This is a genomic window from Tepidimonas sp. HKU78, assembly GCF_049860815.1.
In the GTDB taxonomy this organism is placed as follows: Bacteria; Pseudomonadota; Gammaproteobacteria; order Burkholderiales; family Burkholderiaceae_C; genus Tepidimonas.
In genome coordinates this window covers 2,488,653-2,515,226 of sequence record NZ_CP187547.1, presented here as the reverse complement: position 1 = coordinate 2,515,226, position 26,574 = coordinate 2,488,653, and the positions used below count along the sequence as shown (strand labels likewise).

The window sequence follows — 26,574 nt, the reverse complement described above, 5'->3', positions numbered from 1 at the left end:
CGATGGAGCAGGCAGCGCTCGCATGGCCGCCGGCGGGCGCGCTGGCGTTGGCGGTTGCGGTCGCCCTGGCGTGGGACGCGCGCTTCGGCGAGCCGCCGGCGCGGCTGCACCCGGTCGTCGGCATGGGCTGGGTGCTGGAGAGGCTGGGGCGACGCGTGGCGCCGATGCCGGGCGCGCCGGTGCCGCCGGCGCGCGTGTTTGCCGCCGGGATGCTGGCGTGGACGCTCGGGGCTGCTGGGGTGGTGGCGCTGGCGTGGGTGCCGCAGGCGTTGCTGAGCCATGCGCCGTGGTGGGTGCAGGGGCTGGCGCTTGGGCTGCTGCTCAAACCGCTGCTGGCCTGGCGCATGCTCCGCGAGGAGGTGGCCGCGGTCGAAGCGGCGCTGGCGCGGGGGCTCCAGGCCGGTCGCACGCAGGTGGCGCGGCTGGTCAGCCGTGACGTGCAGGCGCTGGACGAGGCCGGCGTGCGGCAGGCGGCGCTGTCCACCCTGGCGGAAAACCTCAACGACTCGGTGGTGGCGCCGCTGTTCTGGTTCGCGCTCGCGGGCCTGCCCGGCGCGGCGCTGTACCGCTGGGCCAACACCGCCGATGCGATGTGGGGATACCGCGGCGTGCGCGGCGGGCGCGACTGGACCTTTGCCGGGCGCTGGGCCGCGCGGGCCGACGATGCGCTGTCGTGGCTGCCGGCACGGCTGACCGCTGTGCTGCTGCTGGCCGCCTCCGGCCGAAGCGTGCCGTGGCGCGCGCTGCGCGCGCAGGCGCGGCGCACGCCGTCGCCCAACGGCGGCTGGCCGATGGGCGCGCTGGCGCTGCGGCTGGGGGTGCGGCTCACCAAGCCCGGGGTGTATGCACTCAACGAAGCCGGGCGGCTGCCGCAGCCTGCGGACACCGCGCGTGCCTTGGCATGGTGCGACCGCGCGGTGGCCGGGTGGGGCGCGCTGCTGGTGGCGGGTCTGGCGGGCGTGGCGATGCTCGGGAGGCCGTCATGAAAGAGCGGCTGGAACACTTGGCCGCCGAAGCCGGCGTGACCGAACCGGCTCCGGGGACGACGCAGTCGCCTGCGGGGCCGCCGCCGCGCACGCACGGCGGCCCCGACGCCGACGGCGTGCCGCCGTGGGACTTCTCCGCCAACGCCAACGCCTGCGGGCCGTGCCCGCAGGCGTTGGCGCGCGTGCAGGCGGCGGCGCGGCGCCACTATCCTGACCCCGCGTACGCGGAGCTGCGCCGTCGGCTGGCGGACGGGCACGGCGTGGCGCCGCACCGAGTGCTGCTGGCCGCCAGCGGCAGCGAGTGGATCCTGCGCTTCGCCGCCTGGTGCGCGCGGCGTGGGTACGGTCCCCTCTGGTGGCCGGTGCCCGGCTACGGCGACTACGCGCACGCCGCCCGGGTCTGGGGTCTGGCGCACGCGTCTGGCCCGGCGCTGGCGTGCGCCGGCTGGCTGTGCGACCCCGGCAGCCCGCTCGGCCAGCCGGAGGATGCCGCCGCGGCCCAGGCCCTGCTGGCCGCCGGGGCGCCGGTGACGCTGGATCTGGCCTACGCACCGCTGCGGCTGCAGGGCGAGCCGGCGCTGACCGAGCGGCAGCGCGCGCGCTGCTGGCAGCTTTACAGCCCCAACAAGGCGCTGGGCCTGACCGGCGTGCGCGCGGCCTACGTGATCGCGCCGGAGGACGCCGGGCCGGGCGAGCTCGCCGAGCTGCAGGCGCTGGCGCCGTCGTGGCCGATCGGGGCGGACGGCGTGGCGCTGCTGGCCGCCTGGATCGAGCCTTCGACGCAGCGCTGGTTGCAGGCGACCCTGGGGACGCTGGCGCAGTGGAAGGCGGCGCTCGTGCAGACGCTGCAGGCGCGCGGCTGGGAAGTCGCTGCAAGTGTCACGCCCTTCGCCTGCGCCCGCCCGCCGCAGCCGCTCGACGCGGCGGCGCTGCGCGCGCGCGGCGTCAAGCTGCGCGATGCGGCCTCGTTCGGCCTGCCGGGCTGGTGGCGCCTGTCGGCGCAGCCACCGCAGGCGCTGCAGGCGCTCGCGGAAGCGCTGGACGCGCTCGCAGCGAACGCCCCCACGGCCACCCGGCGGAGGCCGCCGCGATGACCGCGCGCTGCCTGATGGTCTGGGGCACCAGCAGCGGCGCCGGCAAGAGCTGGCTCGTCACCGCGCTGTGCCGCTGGTATGCGCGCCAGGGCCTGCGCGTGGCGCCGTTCAAGGCGCAAAACATGAGCAACAATGCCCGCGTGGTGGCCGGGGGCGAGATGGGGGCGGCGCAGTATTTTCAAGCGCTGGCGGCGGGGGTCGAGCCCGACGTGCGCATGAACCCGGTGCTGCTCAAGCCCGAGGCCGACACGCGCAGCCAGGTGGTGGTGTGGGGCCAGGTCGATGCCGCGCTGAGCGCCATGCCATGGCGGCAGCGCAGCGCTGCCCTATGGCCGCGGGTGCAGGCGGCGCTGGATGAGCTGCGCGCGCGCCATCAGGTCGTCGTCATCGAAGGCGCAGGGTCCCCGGCCGAGATCAACCTGCAGCCCAGCGACATCGTCAACCTGCGGGTGGCCGCGCATGCCGATGCGCGTTGCCTCTTGGTCAGCGACATCGACCGTGGCGGTGCTTTCGCCCACTTGTACGGCACCTGGGCCTTGCTGCCGCCGGATCAGCGCGCGCGCTTGCGTGGGTTCGTGCTCAACAAATTTCGCGGCGACCCCGCGCTGCTGGCCCCGGCGCCCGAGCAACTGCACGCACTGACCGGGGTGCCTACGCTGGGGGTGCTGCCGTTGTGGCGCGACCACGGCCTGCCGGAAGAGGACGGCGTTTTCGACGACCGCGCGCGGGGCGACGGGTCGGCACGGCAGACGGTCGCCATCGTGGCCTACCCGCGCATCAGCAACCTGGATGAGTTTCAGCCCCTGACCCGCGTGCCGGGCCTGCGCGTGGTGTGGGCGCGCACGCCCGCCGACTGCACCGGTGCGGACTGGATCATTCTGCCGGGTTCCAAGGCCACGGCGGCCGACCTGGCTTGGCTGCGCGCGCAGGGGCTCGATCACGCCGTCGTCGCGCACGCACGCGCGGGACGCGCGGTGTTGGGCATCTGCGGCGGTCTGCAGATGCTGGGTGAGGCGCTCATCGACCCGCATGGCATCGACGGCAACGCGGCCGGGCTGGGGCTGCTGCCGCTGGTGACCGTCTTTGCCCTGGACAAGACGGTGCAGCGCGCCGAGGCCACCTTCGGCACGTTGGGCGCGCCGTGGTCGGCGCTGTCGGGTGTGGCCGTGCGCGGTTATGAAATCCACCACGGTCAGACCGCGATCCACCCCGCCCTGGCAGGGCAGGGTCGCGAGGTGCTGCCCGGGCTGGTCTGGCAGAGCGCCGACGGGTGCGTGCTCGGTTGCTACCTGCACGGCCTGTTCGAAAATGACGCCGTCCTGCGCGCCCTGTGGGGCACCGGGGTGCCGTCGCTGGCATCGGTTTTCGACGCGTTGGCCGACACGGTGCAAGCGCACCTCGGGGCCGACACGCTGGATCGTTTGTTGACTTGAAGGAAAGCCCATGAGCCTGTCATTGCCCACCATCGACGACATCGACGACACCGTCCTTGCGGCGCGCCTGCAGCGCGCGCTGGACGACAAGACCAAGCCCCAGGGGTCGCTGGGACGGTTGGAGGCGCTGGCCCTGCGCATCGGACTGATTTTGGGCACCGGCGCACCCACGCTGCAGGCGCCGCAGTTGGTGGTATGCGCCGCCGATCACGGGCTGGCGGCGCACGGCGTGTCGGCCTATCCCAGCGATGTGACGTGGCAGATGGTGGAAAACTTTCTGGCCGGGGGCGCGGCGGTGAGCGTGCTGGCGCGCCAACACGGGTTGGCGCTGACCGTCGTGGACTGCGGCGTGCGGCACGACTTCGCGCTGCGGCCGGGATTGCGGCACGCCAAGATCGCCCCTGGCAGCGCCGACGCGCTGCAGGGCCCGGCCATGAGCATGGCCCAGTGCGAGGCGGCGCTTGCCAACGGCATGGCGCTGGTGCGTGATTTGCCCGGCAATGTGGTACTGCTGGGCGAGATGGGCATCGGCAACACCTCGGCGGCCTCACTGTTGATGAGCCGCTTGACGGGGCTCGACATCGCCGACTGCACCGGCGCGGGCACGGGCCTGGACGCAGCGGGGGTGCAGCGCAAGATCGCGCTGCTGCGCCAGGTGCTGGCGCGCCACGCGACGGCGCACGAGCCGCTGGCAGCGCTGGCGGCCCTGGGGGGCTTCGAGATCGCGACCCTGGTGGGGGTGGTGTTGCAGGCTGCGGCCGAGCGGCGCGTGATCGTGGTCGATGGTTTCATCACCACTGCGGCGGTGCTGGTGGCCGCGCGACTGGCCCCCGCGGTGCTGCAGCGCTGCGTCTTTGCGCACCGCTCGGGCGAGCGCGGGCACGCGCTGCTGCTGGCGCACCTGAAGGCCGAACCGCTGCTCGACCTCGGGCTGCGCCTGGGTGAGGGGTCGGGGGCCGCGCTGGCCTGGCCGTTGCTGGTGTCGGCGTGCGCCATCCTGCGCGAGATGGCCAGCTTCGATGCAGCCGGTGTGGCGCGCCGTGCCGACACGGCCCCCGCGCACTGAGAGGGGCGGCCGATGCTCGCGCGCGCCGTGCGGCACTGGTTGTTGGCGCTGCAGTTCTTCACCCGCATTCCGGTGACGGGGCGATTGGCGCAGTGGGTGGGCTACTCGCCCGCCATGCTGCGCGCGAGCGCGGCCCATTTCCCGGGCGTGGGCTGGGTGGTGGGCGCGTGGTGCGCGCTGGTGTTGGTGATTTCCGCGTGGGCGTTGCCAGCGCAGCCCGCGTCGGCCTGGGTGGCGGCGGCCCTGAGTACGGCGGCCGGCGTGTGGCTGACAGGGGCGTTTCACGAAGATGGACTCGCCGACACCGCCGACGCACTGGGTGGGATGGTCGAGCGCGAGCGCGCCCTGGCCATCATGAAGGATTCGCGCATCGGCAGCTATGGGGCGGTGGCGCTGGTGCTGGCGCTGCTGACCAAAGTGGGGCTGCTCGCGCTGCTGGTGCAGTCGGGCCTGGTCTGGGCGGCGGCGGGCGTGCTGGGGGCGCATGTCACCTCGCGCTGGGCACCGCTGTGGATCATCCACGCCCTGCCTTACGTCGGCGATGCCGACGGCTCCAAATCCAAGCCGTTGGCGGACGCGCTGGACGCGGGCGCGCTGTGGGTGGGGACGGGTTGGTGGTGGGCAGCGATGGGGTTGACCCTGGCGCTGCAACCGTCGTGGCGCTGGCTGGGTCCGGTGCTGGCGGCTTTGCTCGCGCTGGCGCTGATGCGGCGCTGGTTGGCGCGGCGGCTGCAGGGCTTCACCGGCGACACCCTCGGCGCCACCCAGCAGGTGACCGAGTTGGCGTTCTACCTGGGATTGGCGGTCGCGCTGGGCGTGTCCGTCACTGTCGGGGGGTGAGGACATGCGCCTGTGGCTCGTTCGGCACGCGCGCACCGGACTGGCCTCCGACGTCTGCTGTGGCCGCACGGATGCGCCGGCCGACCCGGAAGCGACGGCGCAGGCCGCCCAGCGGCTGCATGCGGTGCTGCCGCCAGCGTTCGTGTGGTGGGTGTCCCCGCTGATCCGGGCACGGCAGCTCGCGCAAGCCCTGCATGCCCTGCGCCCCGCGCTGCCCGCGCCGCTGGCGGATGCGCGCTTGGCCGAGTTCGATTTCGGTGCATGGGAGGGGCGCCGTTGGGACGACGTGCCGCGAGCCGAGCTCGATGCCTGGGCGGGCGATTTTGCGCACGCGTGCCCGGGTGGGGGCGAGTCGGTGGCGGCGCTGCTGGCGCGCGTGCGGCAGGCGCTGCATCGAGTGATGGCGACGCGCGCCAGCGATGGTGTCTGGATCACCCATGCCGGGGTGATCCGCGCCGTGCGCTACACCCTGTGTGCAGGCGAGCAGGCGCTGCCGTGCAGCGCGCACGAATGGCCCGTTGATGCGCCCGCCTGTGGCGAGTGGACCTGCGTCACGCTGCCAGAAGGCACGCACAGCCCAGCTCGACCCTAGGACTTTCCCTAGGTTTGGGCGATGGCGGGCGGTTTTTCAGTTCGCCGTAAGGCTGGCTCAGGATAGTCCGCCAGGAAACATTGCGAATGTCCAGCGATGTTCCGGCCGGCGGTCCGTACCGCCGATTCGAAACGTGTATCCGAGGAGAACGTACCCATGTCCAACGACAGCAACGCGCGGGCTTATTGGTCTGCGACGCTGGGACTGCTGACCAAAGTGCTGGTCATCTGGTTCCTGGTGTCCTACGGCGCTGGCATTTTGTTTGCCGATGCGCTCAACGCCATCAAACTGGGTGGCTATCCGCTCGGTTTCTGGTTTGCCCAGCAGGGCTCGATTTATGTCTTCATCGCTTTGATCTTCTGGTACGCGGCGCAGATGCGCAAGATCGATCAGAAGTTCGGCATGTCCGAAGACTGATGCGGAGGCACCGAACATGAGTCTGCAACTTTGGACCTATCTCGTCGTCGGCGCCACGTTTGCGCTCTACATCGGCATTGCCGTGTGGTCGCGCGCTGGCAGCACGTCCGACTTCTACGTGGCTGGCGGCGGCGTGCACCCCGTCACCAACGGCATGGCAACTGCCGCCGACTGGATGTCGGCGGCGTCGTTCATCTCGATGGCTGGCTTGATTTCCAACATGGGCTACGGCGGTGCCGTGTTCCTCATGGGTTGGACCGGCGGCTACGTGCTGCTGGCGTGCCTGCTCGCGCCGTATCTGCGCAAGTTTGGCAAGTTCACCGTGCCCGAGTTCATCGGTGATCGCTACTACTCGAAGACCGCGCGCAACGTGGGCGTGATCTGCCTGTTGGTGGCCTCCATCACCTACATCATCGGCCAGATGACCGGGGTCGGCGTGACCTTCTCGCGCTTCCTGGGCGTGTCCAGCGACATGGGCATCTACATCGGCATGGCGATCGTGTTTGCCTACGCGGTGTTCGGCGGCATGAAGGGCATCACCTACACCCAGGTGGCCCAGTACATCGTGCTGATCGTGGCCTACCTGGTGCCGGCGTTCTTCATCTCGCTGGCACTGACCGGCAACGTGCTGCCGCAACTGGGGCTGGGTTCGGATCTCAAGGGCACCGATGTGTCGCTGTTGGCCAAACTGGACCAAGTGGTCAAGGACCTGGGCTTCGGCGAGTACACCACGAGTGTGGCGGGCAGCAAGCTCAACATGTTCTTCTACACCGTGTCGTTGATGATCGGTACGGCCGGCCTGCCGCACGTGATCGTGCGTTTCTTCACGGTGCCGAAGGTGGCCGACGCGCGCGCGTCGGCGGGTTGGGCGCTGGTCTTCATTGCGCTGCTGTACACGACCGCGCCGGCGGTGGGTGCCATGGCGCGCTTGAACCTGATCGGCACCGTCAACACCGCGGTGGGCGTGGAGCCCGACCCGGCGGGTGGCATCCGCGTCAATCCGGAGAAGGTCAAGGCTCAGGCCGATCTGCTCGCCCCGGAAGCTGCGCTGCCCTACGAGCAACGTCCGGACTGGTTCAAGCGCTGGGAAAAGACCGGTCTGCTCAAGTTCGAGGACAAGAACGGTGACGGCCGCATCCAGTTCTACAACGACAAGACCAAGAGCGAGGCCGTCAAGGCCAAGGCCGAAGCGGCCGGCCTCAAGGGCAACGAGCTGACCGTCAACGCCGACATCATCGTGCTGGCCAACCCCGAGATCGCGCTGCTGCCGAACTGGGTGATCGCGCTGGTCGCCGCCGGTGGTCTGGCCGCGGCCCTGTCCACTGCGGCGGGTCTGCTGATGGCGATTTCGTCGGCCATCTCGCACGACCTGATCAAGGGCGCCATCAACCCCAACATCAGCGAGAAGAACGAGCTGCTGGCCGGCAAGATCGCCATGGCGGGCGCGATCATCGTGTCCGGCTACCTGGGCCTGAATCCGCCGGGCTTCGCCGCGGGCACCGTGGCGTTGGCCTTCGGTATCGCCGCCTCGACGATCTTCCCGGCGCTGATGATGGGCATCTTCAGCAAGAAGGTGACCGGCTCCGGCGCCGTGGCGGGCATGCTCGCCGGCCTGTTCGTGACGCTGTTCTATGTGTTCGCGCACAAGGGCATCTTCTTCGTCAAGGGCACCGAGTACCTGGACCTGATCGGCGGCGCCAACAGCTTCTTCGGCATCACGCCGGAAGCCTTCGGTACCGTCGGTGCGATCGTCAACTTCGTGGTGGCGTTCGCGGTCAGCGCGGTGTCCAAGCCGGTGCCGGCGCACATTCAGGACCTGGTCGAGTCGGTCCGCGTGCCCAAGGGCGCGGGTTCCGCGGTGGCTCACTAAACGGGTCGTATCTGGGTTGCCAGCGGCGGCCCAGACCCGCGACAATCAGCCCCGTCGGCGCCGCCGGCGGGGCTTTTTTCTGGTGACACCATGGTGAGCATCTACCCAATCAAAATTTTGTTTTTTCTGGCGCTCTTTCCCGTGGCATTCTTTTGGCTGCGGCGGGCGTGGCGCATCGCGTTTCGGCGCGACTTTTCGGAAGTCGCGCTCAAGAAAGGGGAGCCGCCAGCGGATGCCGAGCGCTGGGCCCCCTACGAGCTGGCGATCAACTTGGTGGGGGGGGCGGTGCTCGTGGGCGTGATTCTGTCGGTCCTGATGGGCTGGCTGGAGTATCAGACTTGGGTGGCCATTGCCGGGACGACGCTGTGGATGAAGATTTTTCTGTCGTTTGCCCTCGGGCGGCACGCGCACGGGATCGGTCAGCCGCGCTCGCGCGTGCGCTGAGGCGCGTCGCACTGGCGCTCGGGTTGCTGTCATCGGCTGTGGCGTTCGCGTCCGCGTTGCCGACATCGCCGCCAGCGTGGACCGATGAGCCGCCCCAACTGTCGCGCTGGATCGAAGCGGGCTGGCAGTCCGAGCAAGCGCACGACCCGGCCTTGGCGGCCGCGTGGTACTGCCGCGCCGCCCGCCATGGCAGCGCGCAGGCATACCACCGGCTCGGCATGCTGTTGGGGGCATTCTCGCTCGACGAGGTGGGGCAGGCCGCGGGCGTGGCGTCGCTGCGTCAGGCGGCCCAACTCGGATACGCCGACGCGCTGGCCGATCTGGAGCGCGCCCTGGCGCAGCGGCCCGATGCCCGCGGTGGCGATCCGGGTGACCTGCCCGAGTGCCTGCGCGGGGGGGAGCCACCGTCCCTGACCATCGCCACGGCGGCGCCCGCGGTGGCGGTGCCGTCGGTGGTGCCGCACGAGGTGGTGGCACACTACGTGGCCAATTTGCCGGCCGACAAACGGCGCCACGCCCTGATGATCCAGCGCCTGGCCCCGCAGTTTTCCGTCGATGGGCGCTTGGCGCTGGCTATCGCGCGTGCCGAGTCCAATTTCGAGCCGCGCGCCGTCTCACCGCGCAATGCGCAGGGCCTGATGCAACTGATTCCCAGCACGGCCGAGCGCTTTGGCGTGCGCAATGCGTTCGACCCCGAGCAAAACGTGCGTGGGGGACTGTCGTACCTGCGCTGGTTGCTCGAGCGCTTCGACGGTGACGTGGCGCTGGTGTCGGCGGCGTACAACGCCGGTGAAGGGGTGGTCGACCGCTTTGGCGGTGTGCCGCCTTACGCCGAGACGCGAGCCTACGTGCAGCGCATCCTGAATTTTTATCGCGCCAGCCGCCACGCCGCGCCCGGGCGCGACTGATACGGGCTCGGGCGCCGGTTCAGTGTGCCTCGCGCTCCTCCAGGCTTTGGCGGATGAGGGTGGCGATCTCCTCGATCGACTTGTGCGTGGTCGACAGCACCGGAATCCCCGCGCGGCGCATCAGCGCTTCGGCCTCGCGCACCTCGTAGCGGCAGTTCTCCAGGCTCGCGTAACGGGAGTGGGGCCGGCGTTCGTGCCGAATCTCGCTCAGCCGCTGGGGGTCGATGGTCAGGCCGAACAGTTTTTTCTTGTGTGGCAGCAGCGCCGGCGGCAGTTGGCGGCGCTCGAAATCCTCGGGGATCAAGGGGTAGTTCGACGCCTTGAGCCCGAACTGCATCGCCAGGTATAACGAGGTTGGCGTCTTGCCGCTGCGGCTCACTCCCACCAGGATGACGTCGGACTTTTCCAGGTTGGCGTTGGTTTGGCCATCGTCGTGCTCCAAGGTGAAATTGATGGCCTCGATGCGGTCGTGGTACTCCTGACTCCTGGCCACGTCCGAGAAGCGCCCGACGCGGTGGTTGGACTTCATGCCCAGCTCGTGCTCCAGCGGGGCGATGAAGGTACCAAACATGTCGATCAACATACCCTGGCAGTGACGCTGCAGCACGTCGAGCACTTCCATGTTGACCACGGTGGTGAACACCAGCGGGCGCTTGCCATCGACGGCGGCGGCGTGGTTGATCTGGCGCACGGCCTGATGCGCCTTGTCCGCGTCGTCCACGAAAGGCAGGCGCACCATCTTGGGCGATATCTCGAATTGTTTGAGTATGGCGCGCGCGAACGTCTCGGCCGTGATGCCGGTGCCGTCGGAGACGAAGAAGGCGGTGCGGTTGGGCATGGTGGTGGTGGGAAATTACAATCGGCGCATTATCGCGGCCTGGGGCAGGCGCCTCCAACGATGCGCCTGTCCGGCTTGCCGCCCGCGGCCCAGAATGACAACGACATGGCCGCCCGTGCGGACCGCGGACCGGTTTTTCAACATCGTGGAGTCTTCAACCATGTCCGATCGCTTCCCCCCTGACGCGCTGGTGGTGCCGTTCGAGCAACTGCGCATGGCCGACGTCGAGATCGTCGGCGGCAAGAATGCCAGCCTGGGCGAGATGATCTCGCAACTGCCGCAGGGCGTGCGCGTACCCACCGGCTTTGCCACGACGGCACATGCGTACCGCTTGTTCCTGCGCCATGACGGGCTCGACGAGCGCATCCAGGCCAAACTGGCCGCGCTCGACGCCGATGACGTCAAGGCGCTGGCTGCCACCGGTGCCGAAATCCGCGCCATGGTCGAGGCGCAGCCGTTCCCGCCTGAGCTGGAAGCGGCCATCCGTGCCGCGTTCGAGCGCCTCGACGGCGGCGCTAACGCCAGCTATGCGGTGCGCTCCTCGGCCACGGCCGAGGATTTGCCCGATGCGTCGTTCGCCGGGCAGCAGGAGACGTTTCTCAACGTCTCGGGTATCGACGACATCCTGCACAAAATCAAAGAGGTGTTCGCGTCGCTCTACAACGACCGCGCGATCAGCTACCGCGTGCACAAGGGCTTTGCGCACAGCGACGTGGCGCTGTCCGCGGGCGTGCAGCGCATGGTGCGCTCGGACCTGGGCGCCAGCGGCGTGATGTTTACCATCGACACCGAAAGCGGCTTCGAGGACGTGGTGTTCATCACCGCCAGCTATGGGCTGGGCGAGACGGTGGTGCAAGGTGCCGTCAACCCGGACGAGTTCTATGTGCACAAGCCCATGTTGCGCGCGGGCAAACACGCCATCATCCGGCGCAACCTGGGCAGCAAACTCATCCAGATGGTGTTTGCCACACCCGAGGAAAAGGCCGCCGGGGGGCGGCTGGTCAAGACGGTGGACGTGCCGGTGGAGCAGCGCAACCGCTACGCCTTGAGCGATGCGGACGTGCTGGAGCTGGCGCAGTACGCCCTGGTCATCGAGCAGCACTACGGCCGGCCGATGGACATCGAATGGGGCAAGGACGGGGTGGACGGCCAGATCTACATCCTGCAGGCCCGGCCCGAGACGGTCAAAAGCCAGGCCGCCGGCCAGGTCGAGTTGCGCTATCAGCTCAAGGCCAAGGGGCCCGTGCTGGCGCAGGGGCGCGCCATCGGCCAGAAGATCGGCACGGGCAAGGTGCGCATCGTGCACTCGATCGCCGAGATGGACAAGGTGCAGCCTGGCGACGTGCTGGTCACCGACATGACCGACCCCAACTGGGAGCCGATCATGAAGCGCGCCAGTGCCATCGTCACCAACCGTGGCGGGCGCACCTGCCACGCGGCCATCATCGCGCGCGAGTTGGGCATTCCCGCCGTGGTGGGCTGCGGCAACGCCACCGAAACGCTCAAGGATGGCCAGCTCGTCACCGTCAGCTGCGCCGAGGGTGATACCGGCCACATCTACGAAGGGCTGCTCGAGACCGAGGTCACCGAGGTCAAGCGCGGCGCCATGCCCGAGCTGCCGGTCAAGATCATGATGAACGTGGGCAACCCGCAGCTGGCGTTCGACTTCGCCCAGATCCCCAACGCGGGGGTGGGGCTGGCGCGGCTGGAGTTCATCATCAACAACAACATCGGCGTGCACCCGAAGGCGATTCTGGACTACCCCAATATCGACACCGATCTCAAGCGTGCCGTGGAGTCGGCCGCGCGCGGCCATGCGAGCCCGCGTGCCTTCTACGTGGACAAGGTGGCCGAGGGGGTGGCCACGATCGCGGCGGCGTTCTGGCCCAAGCCCGTGATCGTGCGCCTGTCGGACTTCAAGAGCAACGAATACCGCAAGCTGGTCGGTGGCAGCCGCTACGAGCCCGACGAGGAAAACCCGATGCTGGGCTTCCGTGGCGCGGCGCGCTACATCAGCGACGATTTCGCCGAGGCGTTCGCGATGGAGGTCGAGGCCATCAAGCGCGTGCGCTCGGAGATGGGCCTGACGAACGTGCAGGTGATGGTGCCGTTCGTGCGCACGCTGGCGCAGGCCCGGCGCGTCACCGAGCTGCTAGCGGCCATGGGGCTCAAGCGCGGTGAGCACGATCTCAAGCTCATCATGATGTGCGAGATCCCCAGCAACGCGCTGCTGGCCGAGCAGTTTCTCGAGTATTTCGACGGCTTTTCGATCGGCTCCAACGACCTGACCCAACTGACGCTGGGGCTGGACCGCGATTCGGGCCTGGAGCTGCTCGCGCACGACTTCGACGAACGCGACCCGGCCGTGCTGGCCCTGATCGAGCGCGCCATCACAGCCTGTCGCGCGCAGGGCAAGTACATCGGCATTTGTGGCCAGGGGCCCAGCGACCACCCGGACTTTGCCCACTGGCTGATGGAGCGCGGCATCAGCTCCATCTCGCTCAACCCGGATACCGTGGTCGACACCTGGCACCGCCTGGCTGGCGGAGCTTGACCGGCGGCAGCACGACGCGGCACTCCAGCCATGCGGCATTGGCAGGCATCCCGGGAAGCGCCACGACTGTGGGCGCTGTTCGTCGCGGGGGTGTTGGCGCTCAATTTTCCGCTGTTGGGCGTGTGGGCATACTGGAGTGAGCGCCTAGGTGGCTGGGGGGCGCCGCTGGCGGTGGCGGCCTTCGTCGCCTGGGGTACGCTCATCGGCGTGCTCGCGTGGTTCATGGAGCGCGCGCCGGACTGACGGCGAGGCGGAGGTGATCCGTGGCGCCCACACTGGTCATCGCCGCTGCGTTCGCATATCTGGGGCTGCTGTTCGCCTTGGCGCACTGGGCGGACCGTCGCGGGCGGCAGGGGCGCCCGGTCATCGACAGTGCCTGGGTGTATGCACTGTCGATGGCGGTGTACTGCACCGCGTGGACGTATTTCGGCAGCGTCGGGCGTGCCGCCAGCACAGGGCTGTGGTTTTTGCCCATCTATCTGGGGCCGACGCTGGCCATGGTGCTGGGTTGGGTGGTGTTGCGCAAGATGGTGCGCATCGCCCACACCCATCGCATCACCACCATCGCCGACTTCATCGGCAGTCGGTACGGTAAAAGTCCGGTGCTGGCCGGGTTGGTCACCGTCATCACGGTGGTGGGCATCGTGCCCTACATCGCGCTGCAGCTCAAGGGCATTGCGGTGGCGTACGCGGTGGTCGTGGACGGCAGCGTCTCCTCCGCGGCCGATACACCGTGGTGGCGTGAGAGTACGTTTTATCTCGCGCTGGGGCTGGCGGTGTTCACCATCGTCTTTGGCGTGCGGCACTGGGACAGCACCGAGCGGCACGAGGGCATGGTGGCGGCGGTGGCGTTCGAGTCATTGGTCAAACTGGTCGCGTTCATGGCCGTCGGGGTCTACGTGACGTGGGGGATGTTCGATGGCTGGGGCGACATCGTGGCGCGGGCGCAGGCCGACCCGTCCCTGTCGCGACTGTTGACGATGGGGGACATGGGGGCGTTCGCCTGGTCGAGCTGGCTCACGCTGACGGTGCTGGCCGGGCTGTCGGTGCTGCTGTTGCCACGCCAGTTTCAAGTCATGGTGGTGGAGGCGGTCGACGAGCGCCACATCCGGCGCGCCGCGTGGGTCTTTCCGCTGTACCTGTGGCTGATCAACCTGTTCGTGCTGCCGATCGCACTGGCGGGCCTGCTGTGGTTGGGGCCAGATGCGGCGGCGCAAGCCGAGATCTTCGTGCTGCGCCTGCCCCAGGCCGCGGGGGCCGATGCGTTGCTGCTGCTGGCGTTCATCGGAGGGTTGTCGGCCGCCACCGGCATGGTGATCGTGGAGACGATTGCGGTGTCCACCATGGTCTGCAACGACTTGGTGCTGCCGTGGTGGCTGCGGCGCGCGTCGGGGCAGCGGGCGTCTCGCGATCTGACGCGCTCGATCCTGCGCATCCGGCGCGGGGCGATTCTGCTGCTGCTGTTGTTGGGCTTCGGGTACTACCGGGTTGCGGGGGATGCGTATGCGCTGGTCAGCATCGGCCTGATCAGTTTCGCCGCCGTGGCGCAGTTCGCCCCGGCGTTGCTGGGCGGCATGTTCTGGAAAGGGGCCAGTCACGCGGGGGCGATGGCCGGTCTGCTGGGTGGCTTTGGCGTCTGGGCCTACACGCTGATGCTGCCATCGCTGGCCAAGTCGGGCTGGCTGCCGGCCTCGTTCGTCACCCATGGGCCGGGAGGCATCGACTGGCTGCGGCCCGAGGCGCTGCTCGGCTTGCACGGGTTCGACCCCCTGACGCACGCGATGTTCTGGAGCTTGTTGGTCAACCTCGGGTTGTATGTGGGGGTATCGCTCGCGCGTCCGCCCGGGGTGGGAGAGACGGGCCAGGCGGTGCTGTTCGTGGATGTGTTCGAGCGCTCGGCGTCCGACCAGCGCCCGGTCTTTTGGCGCGGCCAAGCCTCGGTGCCGGCGCTGCAGGCGCTGCTGGCGCGCGTGCTGGGGCCCGAGCGCGCCCAGGAGCTGTTGGCGCAACAGGCGCGCGCGCGCGGCGTCGCGCTGCCGGCGTTGCCGGCCGACGCCGCGCTGGTGCAATGGGTGGAGACGCAACTGGCGGGTACCGTGGGCACCGCCTCGGCGCGGCGTCTGGTGGCGTCGGTGGTCGAGGAGCAGCCCATGCGGATCGAAGATGTGCTGGACATGCTGCGCGAGACCGGGCGCCTGCGGGCGCTGTCGCAAGCGTTGGAGGAGAAGTCGCGCTCGCTGGAGCAAGCGACGCGGGAGCTACGCGCCGCCAATGAACGGCTGCAGGAGCTCGATCGCCTCAAGGATGACTTCGTGTCGTCGGTGACGCACGAATTGCGCACGCCTTTGACCTCGATCAGGGCGCTGGCGGAGATCATGCGCGACGATCTTCAGATGGATGCCGCACAGCGCGCGCAGTTTCTGGACATCGTCGTCGCCGAAACCGAGCGGCTGACGCGCTTGGTCAACCAGGTGCTCGATCTGGCCAAGATCGAGTCGGGCCATGCGACCTGGAGCGACACCGACGTCGACGTGGTGGCCGTGGCACGCCAGGCCGCGCGCGCGGCCGAGCCCGTGTTGCGCGAGCGCGGCGCGCGGCTGGACGTCGAGCTGCCCGACGCGCCGCTATGGGTGCGGGCCGACGCTGACCGCCTGCAACAGGTGTTGATGAATTTGCTGTCCAACGCGGCCAAGTTCGTGCCGGCCGAAAGGGGTCGGGTGGTGCTGCGCGTCGTGACCCACGTCGGCAGCGGCGGCGAGCCGCTGGTCACGGTCGAAGTGCAGGACAATGGCCCAGGGGTGCCGCTGGAGCAGCAGTCGGTCATTTTCGAGAAATTTCGCCAGGGGGGCGACGCGCTCGAGCGGCCGCCCGGCACGGGGCTGGGGTTGCCGATCAGTCGTCGCATCATCGAGCATTTCGGTGGCCGGTTGTGGTTACGATCGGCACCGGGCCAGGGTGCGTGTTTCGGTTTCGACTTGCCGCGACGCCGCCACGCCCCCACCGAGGCGCCCGATCCGCCCCACCCACCCGCACAGGAGACCCACCCGTGAGCAAGCGTGTGCTGATCGTCGACGATGAGCCCAACATCCTGATCTCGCTGGAATTTCTGATGAAGCGCGAGGGCTACGAGGTACAGGTGGCGCGCGATGGCGAGGCAGGATGGGAGGCGGCGTGCACCTGGCGCCCGGATCTGGTGTTGCTCGACGTGATGATGCCGCGCAAGAGCGGCTTCGACGTCTGCCAGGCCATCCGTGCCGACGAGCGGCTGGCGGGCATGCGCATCGTCATGCTGACCGCCAAGGGCCGTGACACCGATGTGGCCAAGGGGCTGGCGCTGGGGGCAGATGCGTACCTGACCAAGCCGTTTTCCACGCACGAGCTGGTGCAGCGCGTGCGTGAGTTGCTGGAGGACGCGCGGTGAGGCGCCGCATCGACCCGCGCTTGTGGTGGCTGTTGGCGGGGGCGGCGGGCGTATCGCTCGCCTGGCTGGGGGTGACGATCGGCTTGATCGCCGTCACGCTCGAGCCCGAGGCACGCGCCCGCATGCTCGACTTACTGGGCGATCGTTGGGGCTTCGTGGGGCTGATGTGGCTGCTCGGCATGATGGCGGTCGCCTGGGGGCTGCAGCGCGCGTTCGACGTCGGGGTGGTCCCGTGGCGGCGCCTGGCCGAGGAGGCGCGGGTGCTGCTCACGGCCCAGGGGGCGCCGGCGTTGCGCGAGCGTGGGCCGGCCGAGGTGCGGCAGGTGGCACGCCTGTTCAATCAACTCGTCCAGCAGCGCGAGGCGCTGCGGGCACAGGTGGACGAGCGCGTGCGCGAAGCGGCGCGCGGCATCGAGCAGGAAAAATCCCGCTTGGCCGCGCTGATGTCGGAGCTGACTCAGAGCGTGGTGGTGTGCAACCTGGACGGACGTATCCTGCTTTACAACAACCGGGCGCGGCTGCAGTTTCGGGCGCTGTCGCAGGCCCCGATGTTGGCCGGCGGGGCCGAGTTGATCGGCCTGGGGCGCTCGATCTACACCGTGTTCGAGCCGGCGTTGATCGCGCACGCGCTTGAGCGCATTCGGCAGCGGATGCGCCGCGGTGCGGCGCATCCGAGCGCCCAGTTCGTCACCGCGACGCGCGGGGGGCAGTTGTTGCGCGTGCAGGTCGCGCCGGTGCGTCAAGGCGAAGGCTCGGCCAACGGTGCCGACGAGCTGGCGGGCTTCGTGCTCGTGCTCGACAACATTACCCGCGAGCACGAGCAGGCCGCGGCGCGCGAGCGGCTGTGGCTGGACTTGACCGAGGGCAGCCGTCGCTCGCTGGCCAATGTGCAGGCCGCGCTGGAGGTGCTGGAGCTGCCGGACGCCGACCCGGCGCTGCGTGAGCGGTTGTCGCAGGTGGTGCGCGAAGAAGTGCAGGCACTGGGCGAGCGCGTGCAGCGTTTGGTCGCCGAGGGGGTCAACACCTGGGGTAGCCAGTGGCCGATGGAGGACATGTTGGCCGCGGACTGGGTCGCGGCGATCGCGCGCCGGCTGGCCGATGTGCCTGGGCTGCAGGTGACGGTCGGGGCGGTCGATGGCGACGCGTGGCTGCGCATCGAGAGCTACTCGCTGATCCAGGCCGTGGTGTATTTGGCGCGGCGGCTGCACACCGAGGCGGGCGTGACGGCGCTCATGCTGCGGCTGCAGCGGGCACCGTCGGCAGGCCAGCGGCCAGGCCCTCAGGTACATCTGGACTTGGTCTGGCGGCCGTCGGGCGACGCCGCCGTCACTGGCTTGCTGGGGTGGGAGATCGATCCCATGCGCGTGGGCGACGGGGGGGGTACGGCCAGCGTGCGCGACGTCATGGAGCGGCACAGCGGCGCGTTGTGGGTCGAGACCGACACGGCGGCCGGCGAGGCGTTTTTTCGCCTGTTGCTGCCCGCGATCGAGTCTGCGGACAGCGCCGACGCGGCTGCGCTCGTGCGCACCGAGAGCCGGCCCGAGTACTACGATTTCGACCTGTTTCGCTCGTCCGCGGCAACGCAGGCGCTCGACGACGTGCCGCTGAGCGCCTTGGCGTACACGGTGTTCGACACCGAGACCACCGGGCTCAACCCCACCGAAGGGGACGAAATCATCCAGATCGGCGCCACCCGCATCGTCAACGGCAAGCTGCTGCGGCACGAGAGCTTCGAGCAATTGGTCAACCCGCGCCGCTCGATCCCGCGCGAAGGCATTCCCATCCACGGCATCACGCCCGAGATGGTGGCCGATCAGCCCGACATCACTCAGGTGCTGCCGGCCTTTCATGCCTTTGCCCGCGACACGGTGCTCGTCGCGCACAACGCGGCGTTCGATATGCGATTTTTGCAGCTCAAGGAGCGGGCCACGGGCGTGGTGTTCGACCATCCCGTGCTGGACACGCTGCTGCTGTCGGCGGTGGTGCACCCGGCCCAGCCCTCGCACCGGCTGGAGGAAATCGCTGCCCGCTTCGGTATCCCCGTCATTGGGCGCCATACCGCGCTGGGCGATGCACTGGTCACGGCCGAGGTGTTCTTGCGCCTCATCCCCCTGCTGGCCGAGCAGGGCATTCACACGCTGGGGCAAGCGCGCCGCGCGTCCGAACGCACCTACTACGCGCGGCTGACGTATTGAGGCGCGCGCAGTGCCGTCGGCTCCGGCATCCCGTCAGAAGCGGCCGGCCAGGTAGCGCTTCTCCAACACGCCCTGCAGGTCTTTGACGACGCCGAAGGCGTCCTTGAGGTGACGGCGTTCCAACTCGGAGAGCTCGTCGAGCCGCAGGTAGTTGTCCGCCGGCTGGCCAGCGGCCATCAGACGCGCCTGGTGCTGGATGCGCAGGCCGCTCAAGAAGTCCAGGGCGTCGATCAAATCGCGCGTGCGCTCGGCCGTGATTTCGCCGCTACTGGCAGCGGCCTGCAGGCGCTCGCGGGTGCTGACGGCGGTGATGCCGCCTGCGAGCGCGTAGATGCGCGCCAGGTCGATGATGGGCACGATGCCGCTGTGTTTGAGGTCGATCGTGCCCTCATGTTCACCGTGGCGAATGGTGTGGATGCCGCCCAGCCAGCCCAGCGGGGGTTGGTGCGTGAGGGCGTTGCCCACCATGTGCGCCAGGAAGATGCGCTGGCCTGGCGTGCGCTGCAACACCTCGGCCCTCAGGGTATCGAGTAGCTCGCGCGCGCCGTGCACGAAGCGCTGGTCGAAAAAGACGCAGGTCAGCATCAGCGCCTTGGGCTCTGGTCGCTCGATCCAGGTGTGGAAGTACTCGCGCCAGCGCGCCAGCGGCTGCCGCCAGGTGGCGGTCATGGCCATCATCTCGCCGGGGCAATAGACATAGCCACAGGCGTCGAGCCCGTCGCACACGAAGCGCGCCAGTGCCTCGAAGTACGCGCCATGCTGGGTGGCGTCGACGTCATCGGCCAGGATCAGACAGTTGTCTTGGTCGGACTTGGCGGTTTGCTCGTTGCGCCCCTGCGAACCCGCCGCCACCCAGGCATAGCGGACGGGGGCAGGGCCCAGCCGCGCCTCGGCCAGTTGCAGCAGCCGCGAGGTCAGCGCATCCGTCATGGCCGACACCATGCGTCCGATGGCGTGCGCACTGACGTTGGCAGCCACCAGCTGGCGTTGCAGCTGCCCGATGCGCGCGGCCGTCTCCACCAACCCCTCGACGCTGTCCTGCCGGTAGATGGCGCCGGCCAGGTTGACCGCCGAGTTGCTTTGCTGCTGCTGCAAGTCGGTACTGGAGATGAGCCCGACCACGGTGCGGCCATCCATCACGGGCACGTGGTGGATGTTCAGGCGCGCCATGAGCAGCAGCGCGTCGAAGGCGGGCGCGCCGATGTCGATGGTCTGCGGGTCGAGCGTCGCGATCTCGATCACGGGTCGATCGGGGGATAGCCCGACGGCCAGCACGCGGTTGCGCAAGTCGCGGTCGGTGACGATGCCGAGCAGCTCGCCGTCGCGCACGACGAGTACCGAGGAGGCGTGCCGCTCGCGCATCGAGGCGGCGGCGGCGTGGATCGTCGTCTCGGGGGGCACCGTCAGCGGCGGCTGGCGCAACAAGTTGCGCACGGGTACCGAGGCCAGGTGGATCGAGTCGTCGGGGGCGCGTGGCGCAAGGGCGGTGTCCATGGGGCAGGGCCGAGTCGCGATCATGGGATACTACACCCGCCGAGGCCGAGTCCCCAGGGCGTCGGTGCCAGTCGCCTTGCGCTGTGTCAAGCCACCCGCAGGTGCTTTCATGATGTCCACGCTGCCGCCCGACCCCCAGTTCCGCCGCACGCTCGATCGGCTCTACGGTCGCTTCACGCTTGGATTCGTGGGTTTCGTGCTCGTGCTCGGCTGGCTGGAGTATCTGGGCTGGTCGCGCACGGCGATCGGTCTGACGTTTTTGCTGGCCACGCTGGCGGTCTACGCCACCATCGGCTTTCTGACGCGCACCATCGACCCCGTCGAGTACTATGTGGCGGGGCGGCGCGTGCCGGCGTTCTACAACGGCATGGCGATCGCCGCCGACTGGCTGTCGGCGGCCTCGTTTTTGGGGCTGGCTGGCACGCTGTACTTGCAGGGCTTTGGCGGGCTGGCCTTCGTGCTGGGCTGGACCGGTGGCTTCGTGTTGGTGGCGCTGCTGCTGGCGCCGTACCTGCGGCGCTTCGGGCAGTTCACGATTCCCGACTTTCTGGCCGAGCGCTACGGCGGCCGTGTGCCGCGGCTGTTGGGCGTGGTGGCGCTGCTGCTGTGCTCATTCATCTATGTCGTGGCCCAGATCTATGGCGTGGGGCTGATCACATCGCGCCTGACCGGGTTGGCGTTCGAGGTGGGGGTTTTCCTGGGTTTGGGCGGCATCCTGGTGTGTTCGTTTCTAGGCGGCATGCGTGCCATCACCTGGACGCAGGTGGCGCAGTACATCGTGCTGCTCATCGCCTTTTTCGTCCCGGTGGTGTGGCTGTCGGCCAAGCAAACCGGTTGGCCGTTGCCGCCCATGATCACCGGCCAACAGTTGCAGAAGGTGACCGAGCGGGAGCAGGCATTGGCCGTCGACCCCCAGGAAGCGCACGTGCGGCGTATCTGGGAGCATCAGGTCCATGTGTTGACGGATCGTCTGCGCGATCCGGCGGCGGCGCTCGAGCGTGAGCGCACCCTCTTGGTCAATCATATCGAGGCGTTGCGGCGCTTAGGTGCCGAGCCCGCTGAGATCACGGAAGCCGAGCGTGTGCTGTCGCGCTTGCCGCGTGACGAGGACACGGCGCGGGCGCTGTGGACACGGCAGCTCCAGCAGGCCCAGGCCAAGGTCGCCGCGCTGGGAGGAATGCCGCCACATGCCGAGCCCTTCGTCGGACTGGACGGCAGCGGTCCAGACGCGGTCGAGCGCTCGCGCCGCAATTTTCTGGCGCTGGTGTTTTGCTTGACCGTGGGCACTGCAGCGCTGCCGCACCTGCTGGTGCGCTTCTACACCGTCCCCACCGTACGGCAGGCGCGCGAGTCCGTGGCGTGGGCGGTGGGCTTCATCGCGCTGCTGTACCTGACCGCGCCCGCGTTGGCGGTCTTGGTCAAGGTCGAGGTGCTCGACGGCCTGGTCGGCACCTCGTTCGAGGCGCTGCCTTCGTGGGTGCAGGCGTGGAGTCGGGTCGATCCGGGCTTGTTGTCGGTGCGCGACGTCAACCGCGATGGCGTGCTGCAGCTGGGGGAGATTACGATCGGGGGCGATATCATCGTGCTGGCCTCGGCCGAGATCGCCGGACTGCCCTATGTGGTGGCGGGGCTGGTCGCGGCGGGTGGACTGGCCGCGGCCTTGTCGACGGCCGATGGGCTGCTGCTCGTCATCACCAGCGCGCTCAGCCATGATCTGTATTACAAGACCCTCGATCCCAATGCCGACACGGCGCGGCGGGTGACGCTGTCGAAAGTGCTGTTGTTGATCGTCGCGCTGCTGGCCGCCTATATCGCGGCCCAGCGGCCAGCCGACATTTTGTTTTTGGTCTCGGCCGCGTTTTCGCTGGCGGCCGCGGCGTTCTTTCCGGCGCTGGTCATGGGAATCTTCTGGTCACGCGCCAATGGGCCGGGCGCGGTGGCGGGGATGATCGCCGGCCTTGGGGTGACGGGGTATTACATGGCGACGCGCCAGCCGTGGCTGCGCTCGGTGCTGGGGCTGCAGGGGGAGGCACCCTTGTGGTGGGACATCCAGCCGATCGCTGCCGGGGTGTTCGGCGTGCCGGTCGGCCTGGCCGTGCTGGTGCTGGTCAGCTTGCTCACCCCGGGGCCGTCGGCACAACGGCGCGCTTGGGTGCGGCGTTTGCGCGCGCCTTTTTGACAGCTATAATTGCAGGTTTCCTTGCCACACCTTCAGTCGACGCGGGGGGTGGCAGTCGTTCCATAAGGAGAGTCCATGCGTCACTACGAAATCGTCATGCTGATCCACCCGGATCAGAGCGAGCAGGTGCCAGCCATGCTGGAGCGGTACAAAGGCATGATCACGGCCGGCGGTGGGATCATTCACCGTGTCGAGGACTGGGGTCGTCGCCAACTCGCGTACCAGATCAACAAGCTGTCCAAGGCCCACTACCTGTGTCTCAACATCGAGGCCGGGCAGGACGTCATGAACGAGCTCGAGCATGCCTTCCGCTTCAACGACGCCGTGCTGCGCCACTTGGTGGTCCAGAAGAAGAAGGCCGAGACCGGCCCGTCGGCCATGATGAAGGCCGTCGAGCGCGAGGAGGCCCGCAAGGCGCAACAGGAAGCCGCTGCTTGATCCCAGCAGCGGCGACCGCGTCTCCCGTCAACCGCCTGGAGCTGGTGGCCACGCTCGCCGAAGCCGCGGGCATGCGCTACACACCCGCCGGTATCGCTGCATTGGACGTGTTGCTGGAGCATGCGTCCACGCAAGTCGAAGCCGGTCAGCCCAGACACGTGGCGCTGCGGCTGAAGGCGGTGGCGTTCGGTGACGATGCCGAACGCTTGGCCCGCCAGACGCTGGGGTCCACGCTGTGGTGTGCCGGGTTTTTGACCAGTGCGCGCCGCGGCAACGGGGTCGTGTTTCACATTCAAGCATTCAAGCCGATTTAGGACGAATCATCATGGCTGCACCGCAACGCAATCAGGGCAACAACCGCCCCAAGCGCGCCAGCAACAACCTGCTGTTCAAGCGCAAGAAGTTCTGCCGCTTCACCGTCACCGGCGTGGAAGAGGTCGACTACAAAGACATCGACACGCTCAAGGATTTCATTGCCGAAAACGGCAAGATCATCCCGGCCCGTTTGACCGGCACCCGCGCGATCTTCCAGCGCCAGGTGGCCACCGCGATCAAGCGTGCCCGTTTCCTGGCGCTGCTGCCGTACACCGACCAGCACCGCGTCTGAAGGAGCCCGATACCATGCAAGTGATCCTGCTCGACAAGGTCGTCAACCTGGGCAACCTCGGCGACATCGTCAAGGTCAAAGACGGCTACGCCCGCAACTACCTCATCCCGACCGGCCGTGCCCGCCGGGCCACCCAGGCCGCCATCGACGAATTCAATGCTCGTCGCGCCGAACTCGAGCGCGTGGCCGCTGCCAAGTTGGCCGAAGCGAAGGCCCTGGGCGAGAAGCTCCATGGCACCACGCTCAAGATTTCGCAGAAGGCGGGGGTCGATGGTCGCCTGTTCGGTTCCGTGACCAACCACGATATCGCGACCGAATTGACCAAGGCCGGTTTCCCGGTCGCCAAGGCCCAGGTCCGCATGCCCAACGGCGTGCTGAAGATGGTGGGCGACTACACCGTCCAGGTCGCGCTGCACACCGACGTGGTCGTGGACGTCAACGTCCAGGTGCTGGGCGAGACGGTCTGACCGAGGTGACCCCAGCAAACGAAGGCCGCCTCTCGGGGCGGCCTTCGCGTTCATGGGTGACTGGGGCAACGACGGACGGGGCCGCTGGCGTTCACCACAGTTTCCACCACGGGCCGCTGTCGCGGCGCAGGCCGTGGGTGAGCAAGGCACTGTTGGGGAAGTTGGCCTCCAACACGCGGCGCGCGTCGCGGGCTTGCTCGTCCATCCCGAGCGCCTCGTAGGACTTCATCAGCAGGTACAGGGCCTCTTCGGCGGCGGGCACGTTCTGGTAGTCGCGCAGCGCGGTCTGGGCCCGGTTGATCGCTGCCACGTAGGCGCCGCGCCGGTAGTAGTAGCGCGCGACGTGTACCTCGTACTGCGCCAAGGCGTTGACGATGTACGTCATGCGCTGGCGCGCGTCCGGTGCGTAGCGTGAGTCAGGGAAGCGCTCCACGAGCTCCTTGAACGCCTCGAACGAGTCCTTGGCGGCCTTCTGGTCGCGCTCGGACAGGTCTTGCTGCGAAATGAAGCCGAACAGCCCGAGGTTATCGTTGAAGTTGACCAGGCCCTTGAGGTAGAGCGCGTAGTCCAGCGCGGGGCTGGCGGGGTGCAGCTTGATGAATCGATCCAGCGTCGCCAACGCTTGCGCCGGTTCGCCGTTTTTGTAGTGGGCGTAGGCTTTTTCGAGCTGGGCCTGCTGCGCCAGCGGGGTGCCGGCGGCGCGACCTTCGAGTTTTTCGAACAGCTGGATCGCACGCTCGTAGTTACCCGAATTGCGCTCGTCCATCGCCTCGGCGTAGAGCTTGTTGGGGCTCCAGCCGGCGGTGACGTCTTTGTCGGGCTGGCTGGCGCAGCCCGCCAGCAGGGCGACGCTCAAGGCGACGGTGGACAGGATGGGCGCGCGCAGATGATCGACGGATAATCGTTGGGTTTTCATGGAGCGCCCCTCAGGCGCGCTGCCGCAGCAGCAAACAGGATGTCAAAAATTATAGAGGTCCAGGGCGACGTCGCGGCGCCGCCCGATGTCATCGATGACGGCGCGGACGAGGTCGGCGCCGAATCCGAGTGGCGCCGCTTCGTCGTCGACCGCGAGGGCCACGGCGAGCGGCTCGACCGTTGGCTGGCGGCGCGCGTGCCCGAGGTCTCGCGCAGCTACCTGCAGCAGCTCATCGCCGACGGCGCCGTCCGTGTGGGTGCCGAGCCGCTGACCAAGGCGGCGCGGCGGCTGCGTGTGGGCGAGTCGGTATCCGTCGAGCTGCGCGCGACGGCGCAAGCGCAGGCGTTCGTGCCGCAGCCGATGGCGCTGGCCGTGGTGTACGAGGACGAACACCTGCTGGTCATCGACAAGCCGGCGGGGCTGGTGGTGCACCCGGCGGCGGGGCATTGGTCGGGTACGCTGCTCAATGGGTTGCTCGCGCACCACGCGGGTGCGGCGCAGTTGCCGCGCGCAGGCATTGTGCACCGCCTGGATAAAGATACCAGTGGCCTGATGGTCGTGGCCAAGACGTCCCGCGCGTTCGATGCACTGGTGGCGATGATCGCGCAGCGCGCCGTCCAGCGCATTTATGTGGCGCTGGCAGCAGGGCCGTGGCGCCACGCGGACGAGCTAACCATCGACCAGCCCATCGGCCGCGATCCGCGGCAGCGGCTGCGCATGGCGGTGCACCCCACGGCCAGCACCAGCGCCAAGCCAGCGCGCACGGACGTACGCCGCCTGGCGGGCGGCTCTGGGGGCGATGCCCGCTGGGTGTTGGTGGGGTGTAAGCTGCACACGGGGCGCACGCACCAGATTCGCGTGCACCTGGCGTGGTTGGGGCACCCGTTGGTGGGCGACACGCTCTATGGCGGGGCGTCCGTGCTGGGTCTGGAGCGCCAAGCGCTGCACGCAGTGCGGCTGGGTTTGGCGCACCCCGTGCACGGGCATTGGCTGGCGTTCGAGCGCGCGCTGCCGCCCGATCTCGCCGCGGCGCTGGTCCAGGCGGGGCTGCACTACAATCCCGCCCTCTTGTGGCCCGTGCAGCCCACTGGCCCGGCCGAGGCAGCCCAACGCCAAATATGAACACCCACGACGCGCGCCGTATCTTGGAAGCTGCGTTGCTGTGTGCGACGCAGCCGCTGTCCCTGCGCGAGCTGGGCGCGTTGTTCGATGGCGCCGTGGCTCCCGACACGCTGCGCCGTCTGCTGGGCGAGCTGCAGCGCGCCTGGGCCGATCGCGGGCTGGAACTGGTCTGCGTGGCCAGTGGCTGGCGTTTCCAGAGCCGTCCCGAGGTGCGCCCGTTCCTGGAACGGCTGCACCCCGAAAAGCCGCCGCGTTACAGTCGGGCGGTGCTGGAGACGCTGGCCATCATTGCCTACCGGCAGCCCGTCACCCGGGGTGACATGGAGGCCATCCGCGGCGTGACGATCGGCAGCCAGATCCTCAAGCAGCTCGAAGACCGCGGCTGGATCGAAGTCATCGGCCATCGCGAGACGGTGGGCCGTCCCGCGCTGTACGCCACCACGCGCCAGTTTTTGGATGACCTGGGGCTGCGCGCGCTCGATGAGTTGCCGCCACTCGAGCCGCACGAGTCGCCATCGGCCAGCCAACTGGGCCTCGAGACCGGGCCCGATTCCGACGGGCAGCGTGAGCTGCCCATTCCATCCCCCGAAGCGGCATCGCTGGCCGCGCAACCCGAAGGACGATCATGAAACCCTCCCGTTCCGACCCTCACACCGGCGAGCGCCCGCGGCGCAAGGCGACGCCTTCGGGCGG

Annotated in this window: 25 protein-coding genes; 22 read left to right on the top strand and 3 right to left on the bottom strand. The window is 68.6% G+C overall.

Going from position 1 to position 26,574, the window contains the following annotated elements:
- Nucleotides 1-2: 2 nt before the first annotated feature.
- From cbiB to ACPYIS_RS12345, 10 genes are all read left to right on the top strand, one after another.
- Entirely contained in the window at nt 3-986 is a 984-nt protein-coding gene (gene cbiB, locus ACPYIS_RS12390) for an adenosylcobinamide-phosphate synthase CbiB (protein ID WP_424859021.1), read from the top strand.
- A complete protein-coding gene (locus ACPYIS_RS12385; protein ID WP_409784534.1) occupies nt 983-2,080 on the top strand; it encodes an aminotransferase class I/II-fold pyridoxal phosphate-dependent enzyme in 1,098 nt (365 codons plus the stop codon). Before cbiB ends, ACPYIS_RS12385 begins: the two co-directional genes overlap by 4 nt.
- Nucleotides 2,077-3,513, top strand: a complete 1,437-nt coding sequence (locus ACPYIS_RS12380; protein WP_425973647.1) for a cobyric acid synthase — start codon at nt 2,077-2,079, stop codon at nt 3,511-3,513. The genes ACPYIS_RS12385 and ACPYIS_RS12380 overlap by 4 nt, the downstream gene beginning before the upstream one ends.
- Nucleotides 3,514-3,523: 10 nt before the next feature.
- Nucleotides 3,524-4,579 (top strand): nicotinate-nucleotide--dimethylbenzimidazole phosphoribosyltransferase, encoded by a 1,056-nt coding sequence (gene cobT / locus ACPYIS_RS12375; RefSeq protein ID WP_425973646.1) that lies wholly within the window; start codon nt 3,524-3,526, stop codon nt 4,577-4,579.
- A gap of 12 nt (nt 4,580-4,591) precedes the next feature.
- Nucleotides 4,592-5,419 (top strand): adenosylcobinamide-GDP ribazoletransferase, encoded by an 828-nt coding sequence (gene cobS / locus ACPYIS_RS12370; RefSeq protein ID WP_425973645.1) that lies wholly within the window; start codon nt 4,592-4,594, stop codon nt 5,417-5,419.
- Nucleotides 5,420-5,423: 4 nt separating this feature from the next.
- Nucleotides 5,424-6,011 (top strand): histidine phosphatase family protein, encoded by a 588-nt coding sequence (locus ACPYIS_RS12365; protein ID WP_424859025.1) that lies wholly within the window; start codon nt 5,424-5,426, stop codon nt 6,009-6,011.
- 156 nt (nt 6,012-6,167) lie between these two features.
- On the top strand, nt 6,168-6,428 hold the full coding sequence (locus tag ACPYIS_RS12360) for a DUF4212 domain-containing protein (RefSeq protein WP_299021651.1): 261 nt from the start codon (nt 6,168-6,170) through the stop codon (nt 6,426-6,428).
- Between the two features lie 16 nt (nt 6,429-6,444).
- Complete coding sequence (locus ACPYIS_RS12355) at nt 6,445-8,298, top strand: sodium:solute symporter family protein (protein ID WP_424859026.1); 1,854 nt, start codon at nt 6,445-6,447, stop codon at nt 8,296-8,298.
- 90 nt (nt 8,299-8,388) lie between these two features.
- Nucleotides 8,389-8,742, top strand: a complete 354-nt coding sequence (locus ACPYIS_RS12350) for a hypothetical protein (RefSeq protein WP_299021647.1) — start codon at nt 8,389-8,391, stop codon at nt 8,740-8,742.
- A 23-nt stretch (nt 8,743-8,765) separates the two neighbouring features.
- Nucleotides 8,766-9,650 (top strand): lytic transglycosylase domain-containing protein, encoded by an 885-nt coding sequence (locus ACPYIS_RS12345; protein WP_424859027.1) that lies wholly within the window; start codon nt 8,766-8,768, stop codon nt 9,648-9,650.
- 19 nt (nt 9,651-9,669) lie between these two features.
- Here ACPYIS_RS12345 and ppsR read toward each other — a convergent pair whose 3' ends face one another.
- Complete coding sequence (gene ppsR / locus ACPYIS_RS12340; RefSeq protein ID WP_424859028.1) at nt 9,670-10,488, bottom strand: posphoenolpyruvate synthetase regulatory kinase/phosphorylase PpsR; 819 nt, start codon at nt 10,486-10,488, stop codon at nt 9,670-9,672.
- A 160-nt stretch (nt 10,489-10,648) separates the two neighbouring features.
- Here ppsR and ppsA point away from each other — a divergent pair, with 160 nt between their 5' ends.
- Genes ppsA through ACPYIS_RS12315 form a run of 5 tightly spaced genes read left to right on the top strand, consistent with a single transcriptional unit; the run spans nt 10,649 to nt 18,658 of the window.
- Nucleotides 10,649-13,042, top strand: a complete 2,394-nt coding sequence (ppsA, locus tag ACPYIS_RS12335) for a phosphoenolpyruvate synthase (protein WP_424859029.1) — start codon at nt 10,649-10,651, stop codon at nt 13,040-13,042.
- A 30-nt stretch (nt 13,043-13,072) separates the two neighbouring features.
- Nucleotides 13,073-13,285: a hypothetical protein gene (locus ACPYIS_RS12330; RefSeq protein WP_424859030.1), complete on the top strand. Its 213-nt coding sequence runs from the start codon at nt 13,073-13,075 to the stop codon at nt 13,283-13,285.
- Nucleotides 13,286-13,305: 20 nt separating this feature from the next.
- Nucleotides 13,306-16,092, top strand: coding sequence for an ATP-binding protein (locus tag ACPYIS_RS12325; RefSeq protein ID WP_424859031.1), 2,787 nt, complete (start codon nt 13,306-13,308; stop codon nt 16,090-16,092).
- Nucleotides 16,089-16,463: a response regulator transcription factor gene (locus tag ACPYIS_RS12320; protein ID WP_424859032.1), complete on the top strand. Its 375-nt coding sequence runs from the start codon at nt 16,089-16,091 to the stop codon at nt 16,461-16,463. Before ACPYIS_RS12325 ends, ACPYIS_RS12320 begins: the two co-directional genes overlap by 4 nt.
- A complete protein-coding gene (locus tag ACPYIS_RS12315) occupies nt 16,460-18,658 on the top strand; it encodes a 3'-5' exonuclease (RefSeq protein WP_299018615.1) in 2,199 nt (732 codons plus the stop codon). The genes ACPYIS_RS12320 and ACPYIS_RS12315 overlap by 4 nt, the downstream gene beginning before the upstream one ends.
- A 33-nt stretch (nt 18,659-18,691) precedes the next feature.
- Here the strand turns inward: ACPYIS_RS12315 and ACPYIS_RS12310 are convergent, their stop codons facing one another.
- Nucleotides 18,692-20,152, bottom strand: a complete 1,461-nt coding sequence (locus ACPYIS_RS12310) for a DUF294 nucleotidyltransferase-like domain-containing protein (RefSeq protein WP_424859033.1) — start codon at nt 20,150-20,152, stop codon at nt 18,692-18,694.
- A 109-nt stretch (nt 20,153-20,261) separates the two neighbouring features.
- On the opposite strand from ACPYIS_RS12310, the gene ACPYIS_RS12305 reads away from it, so the two are divergent.
- The 5 genes from ACPYIS_RS12305 (at nt 20,262) to rplI (ending at nt 23,843) form a co-directional block, all read left to right on the top strand.
- Entirely contained in the window at nt 20,262-22,331 is a 2,070-nt protein-coding gene (locus ACPYIS_RS12305) for a sodium:solute symporter family protein (protein ID WP_424859034.1), read from the top strand.
- Nucleotides 22,332-22,406: 75 nt separating this feature from the next.
- On the top strand, nt 22,407-22,769 hold the full coding sequence (rpsF, locus tag ACPYIS_RS12300) for a 30S ribosomal protein S6 (protein ID WP_299022156.1): 363 nt from the start codon (nt 22,407-22,409) through the stop codon (nt 22,767-22,769).
- The gene (priB, locus tag ACPYIS_RS12295) at nt 22,766-23,083 is read left to right on the top strand and encodes a primosomal replication protein N (protein ID WP_299022155.1); all 318 of its coding nucleotides are present in this window, start codon (nt 22,766-22,768) and stop codon (nt 23,081-23,083) included. The genes rpsF and priB overlap by 4 nt, the downstream gene beginning before the upstream one ends.
- A gap of 11 nt (nt 23,084-23,094) precedes the next feature.
- Nucleotides 23,095-23,376, top strand: coding sequence for a 30S ribosomal protein S18 (gene rpsR / locus ACPYIS_RS12290; RefSeq protein ID WP_299022154.1), 282 nt, complete (start codon nt 23,095-23,097; stop codon nt 23,374-23,376).
- A 14-nt stretch (nt 23,377-23,390) separates the two neighbouring features.
- On the top strand, nt 23,391-23,843 hold the full coding sequence (gene rplI, locus ACPYIS_RS12285; RefSeq protein WP_314226305.1) for a 50S ribosomal protein L9: 453 nt from the start codon (nt 23,391-23,393) through the stop codon (nt 23,841-23,843).
- A gap of 91 nt (nt 23,844-23,934) precedes the next feature.
- Here rplI and ACPYIS_RS12280 read toward each other — a convergent pair whose 3' ends face one another.
- Nucleotides 23,935-24,759 carry an outer membrane protein assembly factor BamD gene (locus ACPYIS_RS12280; RefSeq protein WP_424859035.1) on the bottom strand — a complete coding sequence of 275 codons (825 nt, stop codon included), beginning with the start codon at nt 24,757-24,759 and terminating at the stop codon, nt 23,935-23,937.
- A gap of 39 nt (nt 24,760-24,798) precedes the next feature.
- Between ACPYIS_RS12280 and ACPYIS_RS12275 the strand changes: the two genes are divergently transcribed.
- Together ACPYIS_RS12275 and scpB are read left to right on the top strand one after the other, a co-directional pair.
- A complete protein-coding gene (locus ACPYIS_RS12275; protein ID WP_424859036.1) occupies nt 24,799-25,881 on the top strand; it encodes an RluA family pseudouridine synthase in 1,083 nt (360 codons plus the stop codon).
- Nucleotides 25,878-26,510, top strand: a complete 633-nt coding sequence (gene scpB, locus ACPYIS_RS12270; protein WP_424859037.1) for an SMC-Scp complex subunit ScpB — start codon at nt 25,878-25,880, stop codon at nt 26,508-26,510. Before ACPYIS_RS12275 ends, scpB begins: the two co-directional genes overlap by 4 nt.
- Nucleotides 26,511-26,574 lie beyond the last annotated feature (64 nt).